The following is a 24,230-nucleotide window of genomic DNA, read 5'->3' on the forward strand; positions in this document are numbered from 1 at the left end:
TTTACTTCTTCACTCTAAGTTAATGGTTACAAGTTACGTTTATTTTTTTGCCACTTCGATTATCACATTTGCTACGCGCTCTGTGGCATCCGTAATCGCAACACTTTTTGCTTTCTCTGCCATCGCTAACAAGGTTTCTCTATCCCAATTTTTCAGGGTTTGTGCAATGACTTCTGGAGTTAAATCATTTTGCTCGATAATTCGCGCGGCACCCGCTTTTTCTAGCGGCAGTGCATTCCAATATTGCTGTCTATCTTTGTGCTGGAAAGGAACAAAAATAGCGGGTAATCCCGCTGCGGCAATTTCGCTGACCGTTAATGCACCTGAACGACACACCACAACATCAGCCCATTGGTAAGCTTGCGCTATATCATCAATAAATTCAGTAACTTTATATTCAGATTTAACTGAATTTTTTGCTAATTCGTTCTGATAGCGTGTTTTTGTATCACTTTCGCCACCTTTTCCTGCCTGATGCCAGATTGTAACATGTTCACCTAGCAAACCTGCAACTACAGGTAAGGTGTGATTTAAAATTCTAGCGCCTTGGCTACCACCAATAATCAGTACACGAACAGGCCCTGTTCTCTCTTTTAATCGTACTGAAGGTGCTTCAAGTGCCAATACATCTTCACGAACGGGATTTCCAACCACAGGAGCTTTAGGAAATGCCCCCGGAAAAGCCTGTAATACACGTTTCGCAATTTTAGATAACCAGCGATTGGTTAATCCAGCGATACCGTTTTGCTCATGCAAAATAACAGGGATCCCACACATCCAAGCAGCAACACCGCCCGGACCTGAAACATAGCCACCCATACCAAGTACAGCATCTGGCTGATAGCGCTTCATAATGGCACGAGCTTGGAAAATCGCTTTAATAATACGAATAGGGGCTGCGATTAACGCTTTAATTCCTTTGCCACGTAAGCCTGAGATGCGAATAAATTCAATTTCGATACCGTGTTTAGGCACTAAATCGGCTTCCATTCTATCTGCCGTTCCTAACCATCGGATTTCCCAACCTTGGGATTGTAGATAATGAGCAACAGCCAGTCCTGGGAATACATGCCCCCCAGTACCACCAGCCATAACCATTAAACGGCGTCTACGCTCGCTCATTTCGGGCTCCTTACAAACGCCTGAGCTTGTGCTAGACGTGTTTCATAATCAATTCGTAATAACATCACGATGGCGGTTGACATAATAATCAAGCTCGAACCACCGTAACTAATAAGAGGAAGGGTTAATCCCTTTGTTGGCAACATGCCTGCTGCTGCGCCTACATTGACCAATGATTGGAATGTAAACCAGATCCCGATAGAGCAAGCTAAAAAGCCTGAAAAACGTTGATCGAGGATCAGCGCACGTCGTCCAATTTGCATCGCACGAAAAGCGATGAAGAATACCATTAAAAGCACCAAAACCACACCGATATAACCAAGTTCTTCGGCAAGAATAGAGAAAATGAAGTCGGTATGTGCTTCAGGCAAATATTCTAATTTTTGTACTGAGTTTCCTAAACCTTGTCCCAGTAAATCCCCACGGCCAAATGCCATTAGAGATTGTGTAAGCTGATAACCGCTACCAAATGGATCTTCCCAAGGCTCTAAGAAAGAAGTAATACGTCGAACACGGTAAGGTTCAACGATAATCAACATAACAACAGCCGCAATTCCTGAGCCTATAATAGCTAAGAATTGCCAAATTTTAGCGCCCGCTAAAAATAGCAGCGCTAATGTTGTTACGAATAAAACCACAACCGTTCCTAAGTCTGGCTGTAATAACAATAAAACAGCCAGTATTAACATCACACCCATCGGCTTACAGAAACCCCAAAAGTTGTTTCTAACTTCTTCAACTTTTCGAACTAAATAACTCGATAGATAGCAAAACAGTGCAAGTTTTGATAATTCAGCAGGCTGGAAATTTAATGGCCCCACCGCAATCCAGCGTGAAGCACCATTTACTGAACTCCCAACTCCCAATACCACCAATAAAAGAAGTATCGAGCCAAACAGCATCAAGCTGCTATAACGTTGCCAAATTGCCATTGGAATACGCATAGTGACTAACGCAATACAAAATGCGACAACGATATAGATGCCATCACGTTTCGCAAATAAGAAAGGGTCTTCTGCAAGACGTTGACCCACCGGCATTGAAGCCGATGTCACCATAACAAAGCCGACAACCGCTAATCCGAAAGTAAACCAGAGCAAAGTGCGATCATACGGCACAAATGCCGTATTCTCAGTTTGATAACTGCCCACTAGCCACTGTTTTAATCTTCGCATTGCGAATATGCTCATCAGCCAAGCTCCCTTGCTAAACGCGCAAATTCATCACCACGCTGCTCAAAACATTTAAACTGATCTAAGCTTGCACATGCCGGAGAGAGCAATACCATATCTCCTGATTTTACAGTCGGTGCTAAAGCTCGCATGGCTTCTTCCATTGTCACTGTTAATAAAGAGACATCTGGTCGTAAATTTGCCAATGCTTGTCCATCCTGTCCAAAACAGTACAGACGAATATTGTCGCCGCTGATATAAGGCAATAAAGAAGAGAAATCAGCCGATTTCCCATCTCCACCTAATAAAAGATGCAGAGTGCCTTCAACTTCTAGCCCTCGTAATGCCGCCTCTGTGCTTCCCACATTGGTCGCTTTCGAGTCATTTATCCAACGTACATTTTGATGTGAATAAACTAATTGAAAACGATGAGCAAGACCGTGATACGTTTTCAGTACCTCGGTTGCAGCTTTACGAGAAATACCCACTGCATCAGCAAGCGCTAATGCGGCTAATGCATTGGTATAGTTATGCTGTCCTGACAGATACATTTCAGCTGTCGAAAGGACTTTCTCACCTTTCACTTTTAAAATGCGATTTGTGTTATCAAGCTGATAATCACCTTGTCCGACACCAAAACTAACACAACGATTATCTTTACCTGCTAAAGGTAACGTTAATGCATCATCTTCGTTATAAACGCAGGTTTTAGCGTTATCGTAGATACGCAGTTTTGCTTCACGGTATTGCTCTAATCCTAACGGATAGCGATTCATATGATCTTCGCTAATATTTAATACCGTTGCAGCCGCAGCTTGTAAGCTGTAAGTCGTTTCCAATTGGAAGCTTGATAGCTCTAATACATATAAATCATGAGGCTCGGTTAATAAGGTCAGAGCGGGAACACCAATATTGCCACCGACCCCAACGCGAATACCATCTGCGCTTGCCATTTCACCTACTATCGTTGTCACGGTGCTTTTACCGTTAGAACCAGTGATTGCAACAATAGGTGCTTGGGCTTCACGGCAAAATAATTCGATATCACCGACAATTTCAACGCCATGATTTGCCGCTTCAACAAGCTCAGGTGTTGAAAGTGCAATACCCGGACTTGAGATAATTAAATCAGCATCGTTAAGCCATGCTTGATGAAAACTACCTGTATGATATTCAACGTCAGCAGGAAGCTTATCTAAGCCTCCTGGTTTTTGGCGTGTATCAATAACCTTAGGCGTAACACCTTGGCGGATAAAAAAGTCAACGCAGGAAAGGCCTGTTATTCCAAGCCCAACAACAACTACTTTTTTTCCCTGATAATTTGCCATTTTAACGTACCTTTAATGTCGCCAGACCAATAAGCACTAACATCAGTGAGATGATCCAGAAGCGGACAATAACACGAGGTTCAGGCCAGCCTTTTAATTCATAATGGTGATGAATTGGAGCCATACGGAAGATACGTTGACCACGCAACTTAAATGAGCCGACTTGTAAAATAACGGAGAGTGTTTCAACAACAAATACACCGCCCATAATGACTAATAAGAATTCTTGGCGTAATAACACCGCAATCGTTCCTAATGCGCCACCTAATGCAAGAGAGCCTACATCACCCATAAATACTTGAGCTGGGTAAGTATTAAACCAAAGGAAACCTAAGCCTGCACCAACGATAGCGGTACAGACAATCACCAATTCACCTGCATGCATCAAGTAAGGAATTTTTAAGTAGCTTGCAAAATTAACGTTACCAGTCGCCCATGCAACTAATGCAAAACCGGCAGCAACAAAAACAGTTGGCATAATGGCTAAGCCATCCAAACCATCCGTTAAGTTAACGGCGTTACTTGTTCCCACAATGACGAAATAAGCCAGTAAAATATAAAGCATGCCTAATTGAGGCATGACATCTTTAAAGAATGGAACGACTAGCTGTGTTGCTGGCGTATCTTTACCAATGGCATACATGCTAAATGCCACAACCAGTGCTAATACGGATTGCCAGAAATATTTCCAACGTGCGATTAAGCCTTTGGTATCTTTACGAACAACTTTGCGATAATCATCAACAAATCCAATCACGCCGTAACCAATTAAAACCAGCAATACACACCAAACGTAAGGGTTATCTAATCTTGCCCATAACAGTGTAGAGATGGAGATAGAAAACAGGATCATAATCCCGCCCATTGTTGGTGTACCACGTTTACTAAAGTGCGACTCAGGTCCTTCACTACGAACCACTTGTCCAATCTGCATTTTTTGTAACCATGCGATGAGATGAGGCCCCATCCACAAAGCAATAATTAATGCCGTCAATAAACCAACAATCGCCCTGAATGTCAGATAAGAAAACACATTAAAAAATGTATGGTATTTAACCAAATATTCGGCTAGCCAAACTAACATTCAAAGCACTCCTTTAATGCGTTCACGATATCTTCCATCGCGGAGCTTCGTGAACCTTTTACTAAAACTGAAACAACATCATGCTGCTGTAATAATGGAATTAATTGAGCAAGTAAGTCGGCTTTAAATGCAAAATGCTGACCACCTTGATTTTCATCACTAATAAAATGGCTGTGATGCCCAACAGTAAAGACACTATCAATACCAGCACTGTGAGCAAAACGACCAACATCGCGGTGACATTTTTCTGAATCTTTACCTAATTCAGCCATATCCCCAGCGACAAAAATTTTATATCCCGGTAATTGAGAGAGCACTTGTAAGCCCGCAATCATCGAGCCATCATTCGCATTGTAAGTGTCATCTAACACCATTTTTCCTGAAGTTAACTCAACAGGATACAGTCTTCCCGGTACCGCTTTTAATGTCGATAAGCCAAGGCGAATATCTTCAAGCGTCGCTCCAGCAGATAGCGCAAGTGCACTTGCCGCTAAAGCATTCGCAATATTATGGCGACCCGGTAATGGAAGAGTAACTTCAACACAACCTTCAGGTGTGTGTAAGGTGAAATTTGTGATGAATTGCTTAACGGCAATATCAGTAGGATAAAAATCTGCGTTGCGTTGTGCGGATAAAGAGAACGACCATTGTGTTTGGCGCGCATTTAAATGATGTTGCCACAGAGGTAAGTCATTACTATCAAGATTAATAATGGCTGTACCTTGCTCTTTTAAGTGTGTAAAGATTTCGCCTTTAGCTTGAGCAATACCTTCCAGTGAGCCGAAACCTTCAATGTGTGCAGAAAAGAGGTTGTTTACCAATGCAGCATCTGGTTTTACCATATTTACGGTATAGGCGATTTCACCGATATGGTTTGCACCTAATTCGATAACTGCAAAACGGTGTTCAGGTGTTAAACGAAACAGCGTTAAAGGTACGCCAATATCGTTATTTAAATTGCCATGTGTATACAGTGTTTCGCCACAGTGACGCAAAATAGAAGCGGTCATCTCTTTAACGGAAGTTTTTCCGGAAGAGCCCGTCAGTGCCACAATTTTGGCGTGACTTAATGAACGAATATGTGCCGCAATTTCACCCATTGCGAGATGAGTATCTTTCACAATAATTTGCGGACAATCAACATCAATCTCACGATTAACTAGAACTGCAACAGCGCCCTTTTCTTTTACATCAGCAATAAAATCATGAGCATCAAAACGCTCACCCGCTAATGCAATAAACAGACAATCTTCATCAATTTTACGGCTATCTGTTGAAATCGATTTGATGATGAATTGATCCGCTGAGCCTTTAGCAATATGGCTCAATGTGCCTTTAGTAACTTGTGCAATATTTTCTAAAGATAGAGGGATCATGCTATCACCCCCAATAACCGAGCAACGGTTAATCTATCTGAATAATCAAGGCGACGTGAACCAACTAACTGATAATCTTCATGCCCTTTACCAGCGACTAAAATCATATCATTGGCATCTGCTTGCATAATCACGTTAGTGACTGCTTCTGCTCGACCTTCAATAGCAATCGCACGACCCGGCTCCATTAAACCTGAAAGAATATCTTGGATAATCGCTTGAGGCTCTTCACTACGAGGGTTGTCATCAGTGATAACAACTTTATCAGCCAGCTCTTCTGCGACCGCTCCCATTAGTGGGCGCTTACCTTTATCTCTATCTCCGCCACAACCAAATACACACCACAGTTTACCTGTGCAGTGTAAACGAGCTGCTTGAAGCGCTTTCTCTAAAGCATCAGGGGTATGAGCATAATCGACGATAACCGTAGGACGATTATCTGCGCTAAATACTTCCATGCGACCACAAACAGGTGTGAGTGCCGATGAAGCATTAATAACGGCATTTAACGGGTATCCTAATGCCAATAATGTCGCTAAAGCACACAAAAGGTTACTGACATTAAAAGCACCCATAAGTGGGCTTTCAATTTCACCATCACCCCAGCTAGAACTAAAGTGAATCGTTGCGCCTGCGTCGTGATAATTAATACGAGTTGTTTTAACAAAGCGACCTTGCCAATTTTGTGGCAATTTATTTTCCATTGTTACTGCAACAGCGTCAGGTAAACGAGATAGCCATTTTAGACCAACGGCATCATCCGCATTGATGATTTTCTCACCACTTTGATGCGTGGAAAACAGTAACCATTTTGCTTCTTCGTAATTTGCCATATCACCATGATAATCAAGGTGATCACGGCTTAAATTCGTAAATACACTCGCCACAAAAGGCAATGCACTGACACGACCTTGAACTAAACCATGAGAAGAAACTTCCATAGCCGCCAATGTCGCACCTTGATTTAATAATTGCTGTAATTCTAATTGAATATCAACCGCAGATCCTGTGGTGTTCATCGCAGGAACAACATGACCTAAAAGCCCGTTACCTACTGTTCCCATCACAGCACTGGTTTCACCTAAACCTTGTGCCCACTGTGCTAACAATTGTGTTGTTGTCGTTTTTCCGTTAGTCCCAGTAACACCAATTAGTTTCAGTTTTTCCGCAGGTTGATGATAAAAATACCCAGCTAATTTTGACAATTCCGCATTAAGATTATCAATGTAAATAACTGGAATACCGTGACTTTCACGGATTTCGCCATGCGTTGCAACATCTTGCGCTTCCGCTAATACCGCAGAAACACCTTGAGCAATTGCTTGAGGAATATAGCGTCTACCATCAGTTTCATGACCTTTAATGGCGATAAAAAGATCACCGCTCGCCGCTTTTCGGCTGTCGAGTGTCATGTCTTTGAGCATCAATGACGGTGCTTGTATCCCGAGTGCCCCTAATAGGTCACTTAAGTTAGGATCGGCCACTTGTATCCTCTTCTTTTTTAATTACAAATTCACTTTTATCGTCTGGCGTCAATGCATCAGGTTCTACGTTCATTGTGCGTAAAACTGCGCCCATGATTGTGCCAAACACCGGTGCGGATACTGCGCCCCCATAGTACTTACCTGCTTTAGGTTCATTGATTATCACAACTAACGCAAAGCGAGGACGACTTGCAGGTGCAACACCCGCCGCATAAGAGATATATTGATTGATATATTTTCCGTCAGGTCCTACTTTTTTCGCTGTCCCTGTTTTAATCGCAACACGATAACCCTTGATTGCAGCACTCACACCACCACCACCGGGTAATGCAACGCTTTCCATCATGTGTACGACCGTTTTCATCACAGGCTCTGGGAAGACTCGTGTTCCCGGTACAGGAGGGTCAACTTTCGTAATAGAGAGAGGACGATAAATACCAAAACTACCAATCGTTGCGTAGACACGCGCTAACTGCAACGGCGTTACCATTAGCCCATATCCGAATGAGAAGGTGGCCCTTTCAAGATCGGACCACCTCTGTTTTTTTATTGGAAATATGCCACTACTTTCGCCAACTAGCCCCAAGTTAGTTGGCTTCCCGAATCCAAATCGTGAATAAACATCCACAAGTTCAGATGCAGGCATCGCTAACGCCAGTCTTGAAACACCAACGTTACTCGATTTCTGTAATATTCCTGTTATCGAAAGCTCATGATATAACGCCACATCTTTTATCTGATGCCCACTAATACGATAAGGAACAGTATTAATAACACTATTTTCTTTAATGATATGATTGTGAAGTGCACTCATCACAACCATCGGTTTCACGGTAGAACCCGGTTCAAAAATATCGGTGATAGCACGATTACGCATCGCGTCTTTAGGTGTACCCGTTAAATTATTTGGGTTGTACGATGGGCTATTTGCCATCGCCAGCACTTCACCCGTATTTACATCAACTAAAACCGCGGTTCCTGACTCTGCTTTATTCTTAATAACCGCATTGGTTAATTCGCGATAAACCACAGATTGTAAACGCTCATCGATACTTAACATCAGGTTATGAGCAGCTTGGCTATCTGTTTGAGCGATATTTTCAATAACACGGTTAAAACCATCTTTACGAACAACGCGCTCACCGGGAGCACCGGTGAGCCACTGGTTAAAGCTTTTTTCAACACCTTCAATGCCATCACCATCAATATTTGTTACACCGATGATGTGAGCAGTTACTTCACCTGACGGATAATAGCGTTTTGATTCTTGACGCATATTAATCCCAGTGATTTTTAATTTACTAATGTAATCACTAATTTCAGGATTCACTTGGCGAGCCAAATAGATAAAACGAGCGGAAGGCGTTGCAACAATTTTTTGCTCAATTTGATTCACTGGTATTTTCAGTGCATCAGCAAGCGCTAACCAACGCGAGTCCGTCATATCAGGATTAGCATCTAATACAACTTTAGGATCAGCCCAAATAGCATAAACTGGCACGCTAACGGCAAGAGGTCTGCCCATTCTGTCGCTGATCATGCCTCTTGCTGTCGGTACTTTTTGCACACGTAGAGAACGCATATCCCCTTCACGAATAAGGGGATCGGGATTAATAATCTGTAAATAGGCAACACGGATTAATAGCGCGGCTAAAGCGATACCAATACCACCGCAAAGCAACGCAAAACGCCAACTCACAAATCCTGTTTTTTCTTCAGGCTTGCGTAGTTTGGCATTTGACTTTGTCTTTGCTTTCGCTTTTGCCGAACGTGAAAATTTCATACTTGCCTTAATTATTTAGTAACCACGATGTTCTCTTTTGTTGGGTCAACATGGATCATTCCCAAACTATCACTTGAAAAACGTTCTACTCGGCTATGGTCTGCCAATGCATTTTCTTCAAGAATGAGATTGCGCCATTCGATCTCCAATACGTTTTTTTCCAGCACTAAACGCTCTTTCTCTGCTGTCAATAAACGTGTCTTATGTGCTGTCGTCACGACATACACCGCAGAAATAATCACAGCAATCAATAAACACACAGGTAATTTGCCATGACGCAGTAAATCCTGCCCTATAACTCCCGGTAGTGAGTGTCGTTCAGTAGACATTTATTCCTCAATACGTTGTGCTACACGCAATACAGAGCTTCGTGCCCGTGGATTTTCTTCAACTTCCACGCCTGTCGGTTTCATCTTATGAATACTCGATAAGCGAGCACTTCCTAACTCTTTTATCTGCGCTTCTGTGAGAGGAATACCAGCAGGAACAACAGGCCCTTTGCTCTCATCTCGAATAAAACGCTTCACTAATCGGTCTTCCAACGAATGGAAACTAATTACCGATAAACGCCCTTCTGGTGCTAAAACAGAAACGGCACCTTTTAGTGCTTTTTCAATTTCATCTAACTCGCTATTGATATAGATGCGAATTGCCTGAAAACTACGTGTTGCTGGGTGCTTATGACGCTCTTTAACTGGGCTTGCATCGCTAATTAAATCAGCCAATTGTTTGGTTCGAGTCAAAGGCTCTTCTGTTTTGTTACGAGCAACAATGGCGCGAGCAATACGTTTAGCAAAGCGTTCTTCACCAAATGTTTTCAATACCCATGTAATGTCGTCTTCTTCTGCTGTCATCAGCCATTGTGCAGCTGATTGCCCTGATGTTGGGTCCATACGCATATCAAGAGGCCCATCACGCATAAACGAGAAACCACGTTCAGGATCATCAAGTTGAGGAGAAGAAACACCTAAATCCAGTAATACGCCGTCAATTTTTCCAGCTAAATCGAGCTCATTAACATACTGTTCAATATTTGAAAAAGGCCCATGAACAATAGAAAATCGAGCATCATCAATTTCATTCGCAACTGCGATGGCTTGCGGATCTCTGTCTATCGCTATCAAGCGACCTTGTTCGCCCAATTGCGATAAAATTAGACGAGAGTGACCTCCGCGACCAAATGTTCCGTCGATATAGATACCTGAAGGTTTTATATTCAGGCCATTCACTGCTTCATCCAGTAATACACTGGTATGGCTAAAATTATTCGTTGTCATTATTTAAAGTGATAAATCCAATAGTCGTGTCGATAACGGTTCCTGTGAGGTTTGCTCGGCTACAATGTCTGTTTCGATCTGTTTGTACCAGACCTGCTCATCCCACAACTCAAATTTATTGAATTGACCGACTAACATGACCTCTTTTGTTAGCCCCGCATGCTGTCTTAGCGTGCTAGCTAACAAAAGACGCCCTGCGCTATCCATTTGGCATTCGCTGGCGTGACCTAATAATAAACGTTGAACTCGACGTTCCGCAGGGTTCATGGAGGACAAAGCCGCTAATTTTAACTCAATCTTTTCCCATTCTGGAAGGGTATAAAGCAATAAACATGGCTGATTGAGATCAATGGTACAAACCATTTGACCTTCAGAAATCTCACTCAGCGTTGTTCGATAACGGGAAGGAACTGTTATTCGCCCTTTGCTGTCAAGATTAACGAGTGTTGCTCCACGAAACATCCTCATTACCCTCAGCTTTGTAATTTACACCACATTATCCCACAAATCCCCACAAATAGAGTTTACGGATGGTATGAAAACGTTGTCAAGCCAGATATAGGAAGCTTTATTTATATTTACAGTAATTTGATAGGCACACCGAAATGTTTAAATTATCGACAAAAAGGAAAAGAGAAATATTAACACCATGATTAATAGAGATTATTTTTCCAATTCTATTTTTAATCACGAAAAGTAATTATTTATAGCGATTACAAGGAGGAAAAACAGATAAAGAAATCATAATCAGTAAATCATGATTTTTATTATAAAAAACTAATTTATTGCAGTTCATTTACCTTTAGCCAACATAATAATTCGGGGTTGCTTTTATATAAATAAAAATAGCAAGACGAAAAAAAATAATTCAATATCATGAAGATAGTTATTTATTTTTTTCTTAAGTTTCCCAAAATAAAATTAATTACTTATTAAATTTAAGCAATATCACTTATGGATATGTCAAAATTTAATCTATTAACTTAGTAAAATGAGAGAAATAGTAAAAAAAGGCTTAAGATTAATCTCAATTTTAATATTCTCTAAGCTATTCGACATTCTTAAATCAAATAAAACATCCCCGTTTTAGTTTAATAAAACAGGGATGAGTATAAATGCAGATAATTACCAACAGAGTGACATCAATTAACGTGCACGTCCCAAACTGCCTCGACGGCATAAATCACGACGAATACGTGTAATACCCGCTTGTGGTTTTTGTTCTTCTTCAAGACTTGCAAGAACCAGTTCTAACACACGCTCTGCAATATCACGATGGCGTTGAGCGACAGATAAAACAGGACACTCAAGGAAATCCAATAACTCATGATCACCAAAAGTCGCAATAACCAATTGCGTTGGTAAACGACCACTACGTTGTAATGTCACATCCATAACCCCTTGTAATAAAGCAAAAGAAGTCGTGAATAATGCATCAGGCATTGGATTGTTATTTAACCATTCAGAAAAAGCAGCCGCAGCAGCTTCTCGTTCATAGCTATTTGCATATAGGTAGGTAACCTCTCTAGGATCATCTTTCCATACATTACGGAAACCTTGTTCACGTAAAAAACTCACAGAGAGTTCAGGAAGTGCGCCTAAATAGAGTACAGATTGCGAAGGGAATGCTTTTAGTTCTGTTGCCAACATTTTGGCATCTTCTAAGTCATCGCCAACAACACTGATAAAATGCTCACTTTCTAATGCTCGGTCTAATGCAATAATCGGTAATGAGCGATTTGCCCAACGTTGATAGAAAGGATGCTCTGGTGGCAATGCTGTTGAAACAATAATGGCATCAACTTGGCGTTGCAGTAAGTGCTCAACACAACGAATTTCGTTGTCTGGTTGGTCTTCTGAACAGGCAATCAGTAATTGATAACCGCGTTGACGCGCTTGTCGTTCAAGGTAATTTGCGATCCTGGTATAACTGGTATTTTCCAAATCAGGAATAACCAAACCAATAGAACGCGTACGACCAGCACGTAATCCCGCGGCAACAGCGTTCGGGTGGTAATTATGCTCTCTGACCACCGCCATCACTTTTTCAACAGTCTTGTCACTTACACGGTACTGTTTCGCTTTACCATTAATGACATAACTTGCTGTTGTTCGTGAAACACCAGCCAAGCGGGCGATTTCATCCAGTTTCACATTAGCCTCTTTTAATTATTAAATGTGTTATTTGTTACATATTGCTATGAATTTCAGTCATCATGCTGATCTGAGTTTGCATTTTAACACAATTTACTGATAAAACCGTATGCGTCAACGTTTCCGTTTATGTCTTTTATCAATTATTTCAATCATCGTTATCTATCAATAAGTAATTTCAAAAGAAAAAAGCACCCTTTAGGTGCTTTTTCATCAATTAAAATTAATCTTGATACATTAATTCGATTTCGTTTCGATAACGTTCAGAAATAATTTTACGGCGAAGTTTCAATGTTGGCGTTAATTCACCCGACTCCATTGAAAAGCCTTCAGCAAGAAGAGTAAAGCGCTTAACTTGATGAAAACTTGCAAAGTTTTTTTGCATTTCACGTAAACGTTCATCAAATAGCTCTTTAATTTTGGTATGGCGTAATAATTCCATACGATCTTGATATTTTAAATTTAATGCACGCGCATGTTCTTCTAATGCATCAAAACAAGGCACGATAAGTGCAGAAACAAATTTACGTGTATCAGCAATTACCGCAATATGCTCAATAAAACGGTCTTGCCCTAATGTTCCTTCGATCATTTGTGGTGCAATATATTTACCATTCGACGTTTTCATTAAATCCTTCAAACGTTCCGTGATAAACAACATGCCATCACTATCAAGTGCGCCTGCATCTCCAGTACGTAACCAACCATCTTCTGTAAAGGCAGCTGCCGTATCTTCAGGCTTATTGAAATACCCTTTCATGACAATGCTGCCACGTACTTGGATTTCGTTTTCTGCACCAATACGCACTTCAACACCCGGCAATGGTGTACCAATAGAGCCTAACTTATATTTATTCTCTTCCCAGCATGAAACTGTGGCACAGGTTTCTGTCATACCATAGCCGTATTTGATATTAATACCGGCAGCCAAGAAGAAACGGATCACTGCATCATCTAAACGAGCACCTGCCGCGGGTAAAAAGCGAACACGTCCACCTAAAATTTGACGCAATGGATTTAAGACTTTTTTATCTGCAAAGCGATAACATAAGCGGGAAATAAACCCTTGCTGACGCTGATTCAGTTGTGCTTCACGCTGTTTTTCACCCTGCTTTATCGCCCATTTAAAGATAAATTGACGAAACACAGAAGCTTGAGACACTTTCTCTTGAATAGCGCTATACACTTTTTCATAAAAGCGAGGAACAGCACACATCACCGTCGGTTTAACTGCACTCATTGCCTCTTTAACAGCATGAGTGTCCGTTAAATACACGTTAACCGCGCCAGTGTGCATCACATAGAAGCTCCACGCGCGTTCAAAAACGTGAGAAAGAGGTAAAAAACAGAGCGAAACATCTTTATCAGATAATGAGAGACGCTCATCATGAAGATAAAGCTGCGATGCCAGACTTGTATAATCAAGCATAACGCCTTTAGGTTCACCTGTAGTTCCTGATGTATAAATCAGAGTAAACAGATCATCTAAACTGCATTCATTAATACGTTGTTTTAATACTTCGTCATGCTGAAATTGTGTCTGGTTAATTAAATCTTCCAGATAGCATGAAGGTGTATTTTCGTTTAACACAACATCGGAGTTAAACACAATAATATGTTCAAGCTGAGGACATAACGCTAATAATTCAGAAACAATATCGTATTGCTTTTGGTCGCCAACAAAAAGAATGCGAATATTCGCATCATTTAAAATATAAGCGGCTTGTTCAACACTACTTGTTGCATAAAGAGGAACGGTTACGGCACGTAGTTGCAAAGAAGCAATATCAGCCAAAGACCAGTCAATGGTATTTTGAGAAAAGATCCCTATGTTCTCTTGAACATTCACACCCATTTCTAACAATGCATTTGAGAGCGCGTGTGTTTTCTTTTCAACCAACTCCCATGACATTTCGATATTTCGCTTAGCATCCCACTGACGATAAGCAATTTTATTCCCGCTGTGCAAAAACCGCATCTGCAATCTTCTAATTATATGATAATCATGAAGATTATTATTAGTTATCATAATTTTCCTGCTATTTATGGAAAAGCGACCGTGTTATGAAACCGAAATGGAGAAAATATCTCTCTTACAATTTCAGCTTACACCTGTTCGCTGACTCGAATAAAAGTCTAAGTGATCCGCCAAAATAAAGGAATTCAATTTTACATAAATTTGTAAAATTGTGAGTTATGAAAAGTTTTGTCAGAAAAGGCTATCTCATCACAGTGAGAAAATTAAATATGATGGTCTTATTTTTTATGGAAAGCTAAAAAGAAAAGCTGATAAATAACAATAAGTAATTGTTATAACTTAATCAATGACAATAGAATGAGGGCGATATTATTGCAAAAAATAGGTTTAACATAGTAATAATACGAATAAGAGTCATTATTACAAAGAAAGGGCAAAAATAGTGACAGCAATCCAATTTAGTTTATCTAACTGCATAAACGCCATCTTGGTCATTAGCTGAGTAACTAACGTTATCTGCCACTATTTCTGCATAATTAGTATTAAATACTAATTATGAGCGAAAACACTCTAGTTTTGACAAACTTCACTTAATAAATTTTTCATCCATAAGTGGCCTTTATCACGCGCTGTTGACTCATGCCAAATCAGGTAACATGGACGCTCTGTTTTTTCCCAAGGTAACGGCACGGCTTTAATATCTAATTGTTCAGAATAACTCTCAACTAACCATTTCGGTGCAATGGCAACCAAATAAGTTCTAGAAACAATATTTAATACACTATTTAAATCGGTTCCTTGATAAGTGATTAAATCTTCCAATTGAGTATTTTTATAATACGGCGCACTAAATGAACCAATATCATCTAAAGAAACAATGGAATGTTGCTCATTTAATAACATCTCTTGGGTTACATTCTCTTTAATACGAGGATGTTTATTAGAAACGACCAAAACAACTTCATCATTAAATAGTGGTTGCGAATGAAATTCAGCCTTTTCAAATTCTTTATAACTAATAAAGAACTCAGCTTCTTGGTATTTTAGTTGGTGCTCTATATTGCTATTTAAATAAGATTTAATATTAACGCTAATATTGGGTGTTTCATTTTTAATTTGTTCAACTATTTTTGGTGCTAATTTTATATCTAGAGGGCTACAAATAGATAAATTAAATATGCGCTCACTTTGTTCTGGTTCAAATCCTGCTCCTGGAAGCTCGTTATGAACCAATTGTAAGGCTTGTCTCACCGGACCAAAAAGTTGTTTAGCTCTTAACGTAGGTTGAATACCTCGTCCATAACGAACAAATAATTCATCATTAAACATAACCTTAAGGCGAGATACAGCGTTACTTACTGCGGGTTGTGACATGCCCAATACTTGTGCAGCACGGGTAACATTTTGCATTTGCATAACAGCATCAAATACCGTTAATAAATTAAGATCAACATTACGTAAATGAATATCTGTTGATTCTCTGCTGGTAACTGTTGCTGATGTGTAATCCGTCATTTCTTACTCCACTATGTTATCATAATAGCCAAATAAACATTATTAACTGAGATATTATTAATAATAGATAGGCTTCAACTATTACTTAAACTATTTATTAAAATTTATTATTCATCATCCATGAATATAACTAAACACATAAGTTTCATATCAATAAAAAAACGTATTTCATATAAGTGATGAAATTTGACATTAAAATTACATGTATAGAAAATGATTATATCAATATATATTACAACCTGTTTTACCTTCTGCCTTGCAAATAATAAAACAAAGTATGATAAAAATCATAATAAAATAATGTACTTTCATTCCTAAAATAGGTATCCGGTATCTATCATCATTTATAATACAATGATTTTTATTCTTACATTCAAAACGTTGCTCACATTTATTAATCATCCCTTCCCTAACGCCCTCTTTTTTCTTTATCAACTGGCTGATTAAAAAAAAAGCAAACAATTGTTTGATTTTTCATTTCACTCTTTTTCAAACAACGTATGGAACATTAACCCAATCAATGAATGCTTAATAGTTATAATCATTAGTAAAAATTTAGATATTAGTCAGAATCACTATAAAAATTTTATAAATAACACTGATAAATGAATTAATAAATTCCAACGCTTGACATCTTTATTGGTATTAGGTATCAATAAATACAGATTATTGAGAACTTACCTAAGGATGTTTCATGTTAAACGCAATTTTACTATCAAGCCTACTACTACTCGCAACTTTTATGCGCGGTCGGCTTATGGGTAAAAAGTGAAACACACCTGCCCTTAGAGAGAAAAACCCGCGCTAGTCGCGGGTTTTTTTATACCTGGGAGAGCGCAAACAGCAAATAAAAAGAGAAAGGAACAGATTATGAGCAACGACGTGATTATTTTTGATACCACATTGAGAGATGGCGAACAAGCATTGCAGGCGAGCTTAAGCGTAAAAGAGAAGTTACAAATTGCTTACGCTTTAGAGCGTTTAGGTGTGGATATCATTGAAGCTGGCTTTCCTGTTTCTTCTCCTGGTGATTTTGAATCCGTGCAAACCATTGCACGCGAAATAAAAAATAGCCGTATTTGTGCATTGGCACGCTGCGTTGATAACGATATTGATGTTGCAGCGGAGTCTTTAAAAGTCGCAGAGGCTTTTCGTATCCACGTATTCTTGGCAACCTCAGCACTGCATGCTGAACACAAATTGAAAAAATCATTCGAAGATATTATTGAAATGGGCGTGAATTCGATAAAGCGTGCTCGTCGCTATACCGATGACGTAGAATTTTCTTGCGAAGATGCAGGCCGTACCCATATCGATAATTTATGCCGAATTGTTGAAAGCGCAATTAATGCTGGCGCAACCACCATTAATATTCCAGATACCGTAGGTTATACAACGCCTTACCAATTTGGTGGCATTATCACCAACTTGTTTGAGCGTGTTCCCAATATTGATAAAGCCATTATTTCTGTTCACTGTCATGACGATTTGGGCATGGCAGTTGCTAACTCTATTACTGCAGTACAAGCAGGTGCAAGACAAGTAGAAGGAACAATTAATGGCTTAGGCGAACGTGCGGGTAACTGTGCATTAGAAGAAGTCATTATGGCGATAAAAGTTCGTGAGCAAATGATGAATGTTCAAACACGGATTAATCACAAAGAAATTTATCGTACCAGTCAATTAGTCAGCCAATTATGTAATACGCCAATTCATGCTAATAAATCGGTTGTTGGCTCCAATGCATTCGCGCATTCATCGGGTATTCACCAAGATGGCGTTTTGAAAAATCGCGAAACCTACGAAATCATGACACCGGAATCTATCGGATTAAAAGAAGTGCAATTGAATTTAACTTCTCGCTCAGGTCGTGCCGCAGTTAAACACCGAATGGAAGAGATGGGTTATCGCGAAACAGATTATAACTTGGATACTTTATATTCTGCCTTCTTACGTTTAGCCGATAAAAAAGGCCAAGTCTTTGATTACGATTTGGAAGCTTTAGCATTTATGGGACAACAGCAACAAGAGCCTGATGAGTTTGTAATGAACTATTTTAATACTCAATCGGGCTCATCAACCGTTGCTACCGCAAGTGTCAGTATTACTCATGGTGACAAAGAAATTACTGAAGCAGCAACCGGTAATGGTCCCGTCGATGCGGTTTATCAAGCCATCTCTCGTGCAACAGGTTATCCATTGAAATTAGTCACTTATCAATTAACTGCTAAAGGTGAAGGTAGAGACGCTTTAGGGCAAGTTGATATCGTCGTTGAATATCAAGGACGTAAATTTCATGGGATGGGTTTAGAAACTGACATCGTAGGTTCATCTGCGAATGCCATGATCCACGTTATCAATAGCATTTGGCGCTCAGAGCAAGTCGAAATAGAAAAACGCAAACAACATACAACACAAGAAGCGGTTTAATTATGTCAAAAAATTATCATATTGCAGTATTACCCGGAGATGGTATTGGCCCTGAAGTCATGGCTCAAGCACAAAAAGTGATGAAGGCGGTTAGTAAGCGTTTCTCACTCAATATCACAACAAAAGAATACGATATCGGTGGCATTGCCATTGATAATCATGGCACTCCGTTGCCAGCAGATACCTTAGCGGGTTGTGAACAAGCCGATGCGATTTTATTTGGTTCCGTCGGTGGCCCTAAATGGGAACACTTACCTGCAAATGAACAGCCAGAGCGCGGTGCTTTATTGCCATTACGCAAGCATTTTAAATTGTTCTGTAATTTACGCCCTGCTCGCTTATATGAAGGCTTAGAAGCCTACTGCCCATTACGTGCTGATATCGCCCAACGTGGTTTTGATATTTTCTGTGTACGTGAATTAACAGGTGGTATTTACTTCGGTCAGCCTAAAGGTCGTGAAGGTGAAGGCGCACAAGAGCGTGCTTTTGATACTGAAATTTACCATCGTTATGAGATTGAACGTATTGCACGTTTTGCGTTTGAATCAGCACGTAAACGCCGTCATAAAGTAACCTCAATTGATAAAGCTAACGTATTACAAAGCTCTATTTTATGGCGTGAAGTTGTCACTGGGATCGCAAAAGAATACCCAGATGTTGAAATTCAACATATGTATATCGATAACGCAACAATGCAGTTAATTAAAGATCCATCTCAATTTGATGTGTTGCTGTGCTCCAATATTTTTGGCGATATTTTATCGGATGAATGCGCAATGATCACCGGCTCTATGGGAATGTTGCCATCTGCCAGTGTTAACGAAGAGCGCTTTGGTTTATATGAACCCGCAGGAGGCTCAGCGCCTGATATAGCAGGTAAAAACATTGCGAATCCAATTGCACAAATTCTGTCTGCCGCACTGTTATTACGCTATAGCTTTAATGAAGATAATGCAGCTCAAGCCATTGAAGATGCTATCACACAAGTATTAGCAAAAGGCTATCGCACCGCAGATTTAGCCGGTAATGGCAACGCAATCACAACCGCAGAAATGGGTGATCGTATCGCTCAGTATATTCATGAAGGGGCATAACATGGGTAAAACATTATATCAAAAAATTTATGATGCACATGTTGTCAGAGAAGTGAGTGATGAAACACCCATTTTATATATCGATAGACATTTAGTGCATGAAGTGACATCACCTCAAGCCTTTGATGGATTAAGAACAAAAGGTCGCCCTGTTCGTCAACCGAATAAAACCTTTGCAACGATGGATCACAACGTATCAACACAAACTAAAGATATTAATGCTTGTGGTGATATGGCGAGGATTCAAATGCAAGAGTTGATGAAAAACTGCCAAGAATTTGGCGTTACGCTGTATGACTTAAACCATCCTTATCAAGGGATTGTTCACGTAATGGGGCCGGAGCAAGGCTTAACCTTACCGGGAATGACCATTGTTTGTGGTGACTCACATACTGCAACTCATGGTGCCTTTGGTTCATTAGCTTTTGGGATCGGAACTTCAGAAGTTGAACATGTTTTAGCAACTCAAACTTTAAAACAGTCTCGTGCTAAAACATTAAAAATTGAAGTTCAGGGTAAAACCGCTATTGGGATCACCGCGAAAGATATCGTATTAGCCATTATCGGCAAATTAGGTAGTGCCGGTGGTACAGGCTATATCGTTGAATTTGCGGGTGAAGCCATTGAAGCATTAAGCATGGAAGGTCGAATGACTTTATGCAATATGGCAATTGAAATGGGCGCCAAAGCAGGCTTAGTCGCGCCGGATGACACCACTTTTGACTACTTAAAAGGACGTCAATTTGCACCTAAAGATCAATCTTGGGATGAAGCTGTCGCTTATTGGAGAACCTTAAAGTCTGACAACGATGCAATTTTCGATGCCACAGTCACTATTAATGCCGCTGATATTGCGCCACAAGTTACATGGGGCACCAATCCAGGGCAAGTTATTGCTATTGATCAAATAGTCCCGTTATTAAATAGCTTTAACGATCCTGTTGAACGCGCTTCTGCTGAAAAAGCCTTGGCTTATATGGGATTAAGTGAAGGTGTCAACTTAACAGATGTTGCTATCGATAAAGTCTTTATTGGCTCTTGTACAAACTCGCGTATTGAAGATTTGCGAGCAGCTGCTGAAATCGCAAAAGGCCATAAAGTTGCATCCCATGTTCAAGCGATTGTTGTTCCGGGATCAGGTCCTGTTAAAGCGCAAGCTGAAGCAGAAGGCTTAGATAAAATCTTTATTGAAGCAGGTTTTGAATGGCGTTTACCGGGTTGTTCAATGTGTTTAGCGATGAATAACGACCGATTAAATCCGGGCGAACGTTGCGCATCCACCAGCAACCGTAACTTTGAAGGTCGCCAAGGTCGTGGAGGTCGAACACACTTAGTCAGTCCTGCAATGGCGGCGGCGGCAGCGATTAATGGTCATTTTGCAGATATTCGTACATTTGCAGTGGCATCTTAAAGGAGAACATGATGAATAAATTTACTCAACACACGGGTATTGCGGTTCCTTTAGATGCAGCAAATGTGGATACCGACGCCATTATTCCTAAGCAATTTTTGCAGAAAGTGACGCGTACTGGCTTTGGTAAGCACCTGTTTCACGATTGGCGTTTTTTGGACGATGAAGGCACTCAACCTAACCCAGCCTTTATTTTGAATCAGCCTATTTATCAAGGTGCATCTATTTTATTAGCTCGAGAAAACTTTGGTTGTGGATCATCTCGTGAACACGCGCCTTGGGCATTAACTGATTATGGTTTTCACGCCGTTATCGCACCCAGTTTTGCTGATATTTTTTACGGGAATTCATTTAACAATCAATTATTACCAATCAAATTAAGTGATGATGAAGTCTCACAATTATTTGATTGGGTAAAAGAACATGCAGGCACCCCCATTACCGTAGATTTAGTGGCACAAGAGGTTAGAGCGGGTGAATTACATTTCTCTTTTGAAATCGACTCATTTCGCCGCCACTGCATGATTGAAGGATTAGACAGTATTGGATTAACACTGCAACACCAAGATGACATTAGTGCTTACGAGGCAAAACAACCTGCCTTTATGCGCTAATTAAAGCAGTTTTCACCTTCTTCTACTTTCTGTGATGTTTACTTTGTCATTCTTGCCGTAAATTCGTTTACGGCTTTTTTTTGTCCCAACAAAAGCCTTCCTATAAATAACCAATAAAAAAGCCAGTGATCAATCATCACTGGCCGGTAATCACCGAATGCTCAAATGGGGGAGTCTGTCAGTATTCGTAATTTGTGATAACTAACATGAGAGCTAACTTTAAACACAATCATTATCGGTCTAATATAAGGAAATTAAAATTGATCACTTTATCAAGGGATTTCCTCTTTTATGATCTCACCCCGCTTAGAGTTACAATTTATTCGCTTATGGCAAGCCTTTCAGGGAAAAGCGACCGAAACAACGTTACAAGAATTAGCACAAACCCTGCATTGCACGCGTCGTCATGTCCGCTCTTTATTAAATAAGATGCAAGAAATAGGTTGGATAAATTGGCAAGCGGAAGTCGGTCGAGGTAAAAAATCCACGCTTATTTTTCACTCTAATGCACTTGAGATCCAACAAAATCGCGCTGAAAGGCTGATAGAAGAGAATGATATTGAAAAGCTTGTCGCACTAATGGGCGATAAAGACTCAGTACGGCAAATGGTGCTCTCTCAAATTGAAAAAAGCTTTCATCCCGGACAACAATTACTGCGTATTATTTACTATCGCCCTTTTAGGAATTTATTACCGGGAACACCATTAAGACGCTCTGAATTACATTTAATGAGTCAGATATTTAACTCGTTAGTGCATCTAAAAGAGGAAAATGGAGAAGTCGAAGCCGAATTAGCTCATCATTGGCAAATGGTCACAGAGCAACATTGGCGATTTTATTTACGTCCTTCTATCTATTTTCATCATGGTCGTGAGCTCACCCTTGAAGATATCAGTACTTCTTTAATGAGAATGAAACACTGTAACCCTCTTTATGCACATATAGAACAAATTTCCTCGCCTCAGCCTTATGTGCTAGATATTTTCTTAAGCGAAGCGGATAAGCAATTTGCAACGTTATTAGGAAGTCCACAAGCCGTTATTTTGCCGCAAGAATGGGCATCACTTCCTTCTTTTGCACAACGTCCCATTGGTACTGGCGCTTATCAGGTTATCGCTAATGATAAACATAAGCTGCAAATCAAAGCCTTTAATCGCTATTTTGGCTTACGGGCATTATTAGATGAAATTGATATCTGGGTAGTTCCAGAACTGAATAACAAAATGGTCTGTTCAACTATTCATTTAACAGATGATGATACCAATAAAGACTCACTAGAAAGCCGTAAAGAAGAAGGATGCTATTTCCTACTTTATGATAGTCGCTCAAAACAGTGCCAACAGACTGAAATAAGAGAGTGGTTAAGCAGTGTGTTAACCCCTGTTAATATGCTGACGCATTGTGATCCTTTCTATCAACGCCATTGGTCTCCTGCTTATGGATTATTACTTCATTGGCATCACAGTAAATTAATCCGCCAACATCCAAAACCTCCTTCATTAACAAAACTGACTGTCACTCTTTATAAAGAGCATCATGAATACAGCACTATTGCAGATTTAATAAAAAGTATTTTATCTCAGTATGATATTGAACTTACCATTCAAGTGCTTGATTATGAGCAGTGGTATTACGGAGAAGCTGATAGTGATATTTGGTTAGCAACAGTGAATTTTTATAAACCTTTAGAGTTCTCAATTTTTGCTGCACTTTATGAATTACCACTCTTTCACCAATGTTTAGGCGCATCATTTTCACAAGAGCTCACACTATGGCACCAAAAATCCTTGCCACTTGAAGAGTGGTGTCGCCAATTAACACAAGATATTTGGCTTTATCCTCTATTTCACCATTTACTAGAGCTACAAGGGCAGAGAACTATACGAGGTGTCAAAATGAATACCTTTGGCTGGTTTGATTTTAAATCAGCGTGGTTTACGCCGGATATCGATACACCAAAGCTAAAATAGGTTGTTGTCTCTTTTCAGTGTTCAAATTAGTCATTATTTGTGTTAATTCACAGAAACCTTGAAAGTTATAAACACCCACATAAACACTTAGGGGATTTATTCACTTTTTCTGTGGATATCTATGTGAAAAAGAGTGAGATAATCAGGGTATAGTTTTTGTATTGTTAGAAAGCCTGTTGATACAAATTTTAAAATATCACTTATAATTCAAATTAGTAGCCAAATTTTAATGCCTATTTCAGCGATTGGATAAAACAATTAAAAGGTCCTCTCGCTTAAATCGTACAAAAAATAACCATAGGGTGTTTTATCCACAGGTTATGCCGATTAGTTAGACAAAATAGGATAATTTTGGCAAATATCTGCAAAAGTCAAGGCTGTAAATCAGAACAGTGATCTCACTTTCTGTGAGTTATCCCATAAAGCTGTGGATAACC

At 39.9% G+C, this 24,230-nt stretch carries 18 protein-coding genes; 5 read left to right on the forward strand and 13 right to left on the reverse strand.

All coding sequences use genetic code 11. The annotated features are described in order from the left end of the window. Positions 1-39: 39 nt before the first annotated feature. The 13 genes from murG to leuO all read right to left on the reverse strand — a co-directional run bounded on the left by murG (position 40) and on the right by leuO (position 16,273). Complete coding sequence (murG, locus tag EHE21_RS13760; RefSeq protein WP_088494923.1) at positions 40-1,122, reverse strand: undecaprenyldiphospho-muramoylpentapeptide beta-N-acetylglucosaminyltransferase; 1,083 nt, start codon at positions 1,120-1,122, stop codon at positions 40-42. Next, positions 1,119-2,312, reverse strand: coding sequence for a cell division protein FtsW (ftsW, locus tag EHE21_RS13765; RefSeq protein ID WP_088494922.1), 1,194 nt, complete (start codon positions 2,310-2,312; stop codon positions 1,119-1,121). Before ftsW ends, murG begins: the two co-directional genes overlap by 4 nt. Next, a complete protein-coding gene (gene murD, locus EHE21_RS13770) occupies positions 2,312-3,622 on the reverse strand; it encodes a UDP-N-acetylmuramoyl-L-alanine--D-glutamate ligase (RefSeq protein ID WP_194950948.1) in 1,311 nt (436 codons plus the stop codon). The genes ftsW and murD overlap by 1 nt, the downstream gene beginning before the upstream one ends. A gap of 1 nt (position 3,623) precedes the next feature. After that, the gene (gene mraY, locus EHE21_RS13775; protein ID WP_023581493.1) at positions 3,624-4,706 is read right to left on the reverse strand and encodes a phospho-N-acetylmuramoyl-pentapeptide-transferase; all 1,083 of its coding nucleotides are present in this window, start codon (positions 4,704-4,706) and stop codon (positions 3,624-3,626) included. Continuing rightward, positions 4,700-6,082: a UDP-N-acetylmuramoyl-tripeptide--D-alanyl-D-alanine ligase gene (gene murF, locus EHE21_RS13780; protein ID WP_194950949.1), complete on the reverse strand. Its 1,383-nt coding sequence runs from the start codon at positions 6,080-6,082 to the stop codon at positions 4,700-4,702. The genes mraY and murF overlap by 7 nt, the downstream gene beginning before the upstream one ends. After that, a complete protein-coding gene (murE, locus tag EHE21_RS13785) occupies positions 6,079-7,566 on the reverse strand; it encodes a UDP-N-acetylmuramoyl-L-alanyl-D-glutamate--2,6-diaminopimelate ligase (protein WP_194950950.1) in 1,488 nt (495 codons plus the stop codon). The genes murF and murE overlap by 4 nt, the downstream gene beginning before the upstream one ends. Next, a complete protein-coding gene (ftsI, locus tag EHE21_RS13790; protein ID WP_194950951.1) occupies positions 7,553-9,349 on the reverse strand; it encodes a peptidoglycan glycosyltransferase FtsI in 1,797 nt (598 codons plus the stop codon). The genes murE and ftsI overlap by 14 nt, the downstream gene beginning before the upstream one ends. Before the next feature lie 11 nt (positions 9,350-9,360). Continuing rightward, positions 9,361-9,678 carry a cell division protein FtsL gene (gene ftsL / locus EHE21_RS13795; protein ID WP_023581490.1) on the reverse strand — a complete coding sequence of 106 codons (318 nt, stop codon included), beginning with the start codon at positions 9,676-9,678 and terminating at the stop codon, positions 9,361-9,363. After that, positions 9,679-10,626: a 16S rRNA (cytosine(1402)-N(4))-methyltransferase RsmH gene (gene rsmH / locus EHE21_RS13800; protein ID WP_098942181.1), complete on the reverse strand. Its 948-nt coding sequence runs from the start codon at positions 10,624-10,626 to the stop codon at positions 9,679-9,681. It lies immediately after the preceding gene. Between the two features lie 3 nt (positions 10,627-10,629). Further along, positions 10,630-11,088, reverse strand: a complete 459-nt coding sequence (gene mraZ / locus EHE21_RS13805; RefSeq protein ID WP_088494916.1) for a division/cell wall cluster transcriptional repressor MraZ — start codon at positions 11,086-11,088, stop codon at positions 10,630-10,632. A gap of 684 nt (positions 11,089-11,772) precedes the next feature. Continuing rightward, positions 11,773-12,780 (reverse strand): catabolite repressor/activator, encoded by a 1,008-nt coding sequence (gene cra, locus EHE21_RS13810; RefSeq protein ID WP_075670767.1) that lies wholly within the window; start codon positions 12,778-12,780, stop codon positions 11,773-11,775. A 223-nt stretch (positions 12,781-13,003) separates the two neighbouring features. Next, positions 13,004-14,809, reverse strand: coding sequence for an AMP-dependent synthetase/ligase (locus EHE21_RS13815; RefSeq protein WP_194950952.1), 1,806 nt, complete (start codon positions 14,807-14,809; stop codon positions 13,004-13,006). Positions 14,810-15,328: 519 nt separating this feature from the next. Next, a complete protein-coding gene (leuO, locus tag EHE21_RS13820) occupies positions 15,329-16,273 on the reverse strand; it encodes a transcriptional regulator LeuO (protein ID WP_194950953.1) in 945 nt (314 codons plus the stop codon). A gap of 870 nt (positions 16,274-17,143) precedes the next feature. Here leuO and leuA point away from each other — a divergent pair. The 5 genes from leuA (at position 17,144) to sgrR (ending at position 23,793) form a co-directional block, all read left to right on the forward strand. Beyond that, entirely contained in the window at positions 17,144-18,703 is a 1,560-nt protein-coding gene (gene leuA / locus EHE21_RS13825) for a 2-isopropylmalate synthase (protein ID WP_023581485.1), read from the forward strand. Positions 18,704-18,705: 2 nt separating this feature from the next. Beyond that, entirely contained in the window at positions 18,706-19,797 is a 1,092-nt protein-coding gene (gene leuB, locus EHE21_RS13830; protein ID WP_194950954.1) for a 3-isopropylmalate dehydrogenase, read from the forward strand. A 1-nt stretch (position 19,798) separates the two neighbouring features. After that, entirely contained in the window at positions 19,799-21,208 is a 1,410-nt protein-coding gene (gene leuC, locus EHE21_RS13835; protein ID WP_194950955.1) for a 3-isopropylmalate dehydratase large subunit, read from the forward strand. 8 nt (positions 21,209-21,216) lie between these two features. Next, a complete protein-coding gene (gene leuD / locus EHE21_RS13840) occupies positions 21,217-21,822 on the forward strand; it encodes a 3-isopropylmalate dehydratase small subunit (protein WP_088494910.1) in 606 nt (201 codons plus the stop codon). 291 nt (positions 21,823-22,113) lie between these two features. Then, the gene (sgrR, locus tag EHE21_RS13845; protein ID WP_194950956.1) at positions 22,114-23,793 is read left to right on the forward strand and encodes an HTH-type transcriptional regulator SgrR; all 1,680 of its coding nucleotides are present in this window, start codon (positions 22,114-22,116) and stop codon (positions 23,791-23,793) included. Positions 23,794-24,230 lie beyond the last annotated feature (437 nt).

This window comes from Proteus sp. GOKU, from assembly GCF_015475555.1.
In the GTDB taxonomy this organism is placed as follows: Bacteria; Pseudomonadota; Gammaproteobacteria; order Enterobacterales; family Enterobacteriaceae; genus Proteus; species Proteus mirabilis_B.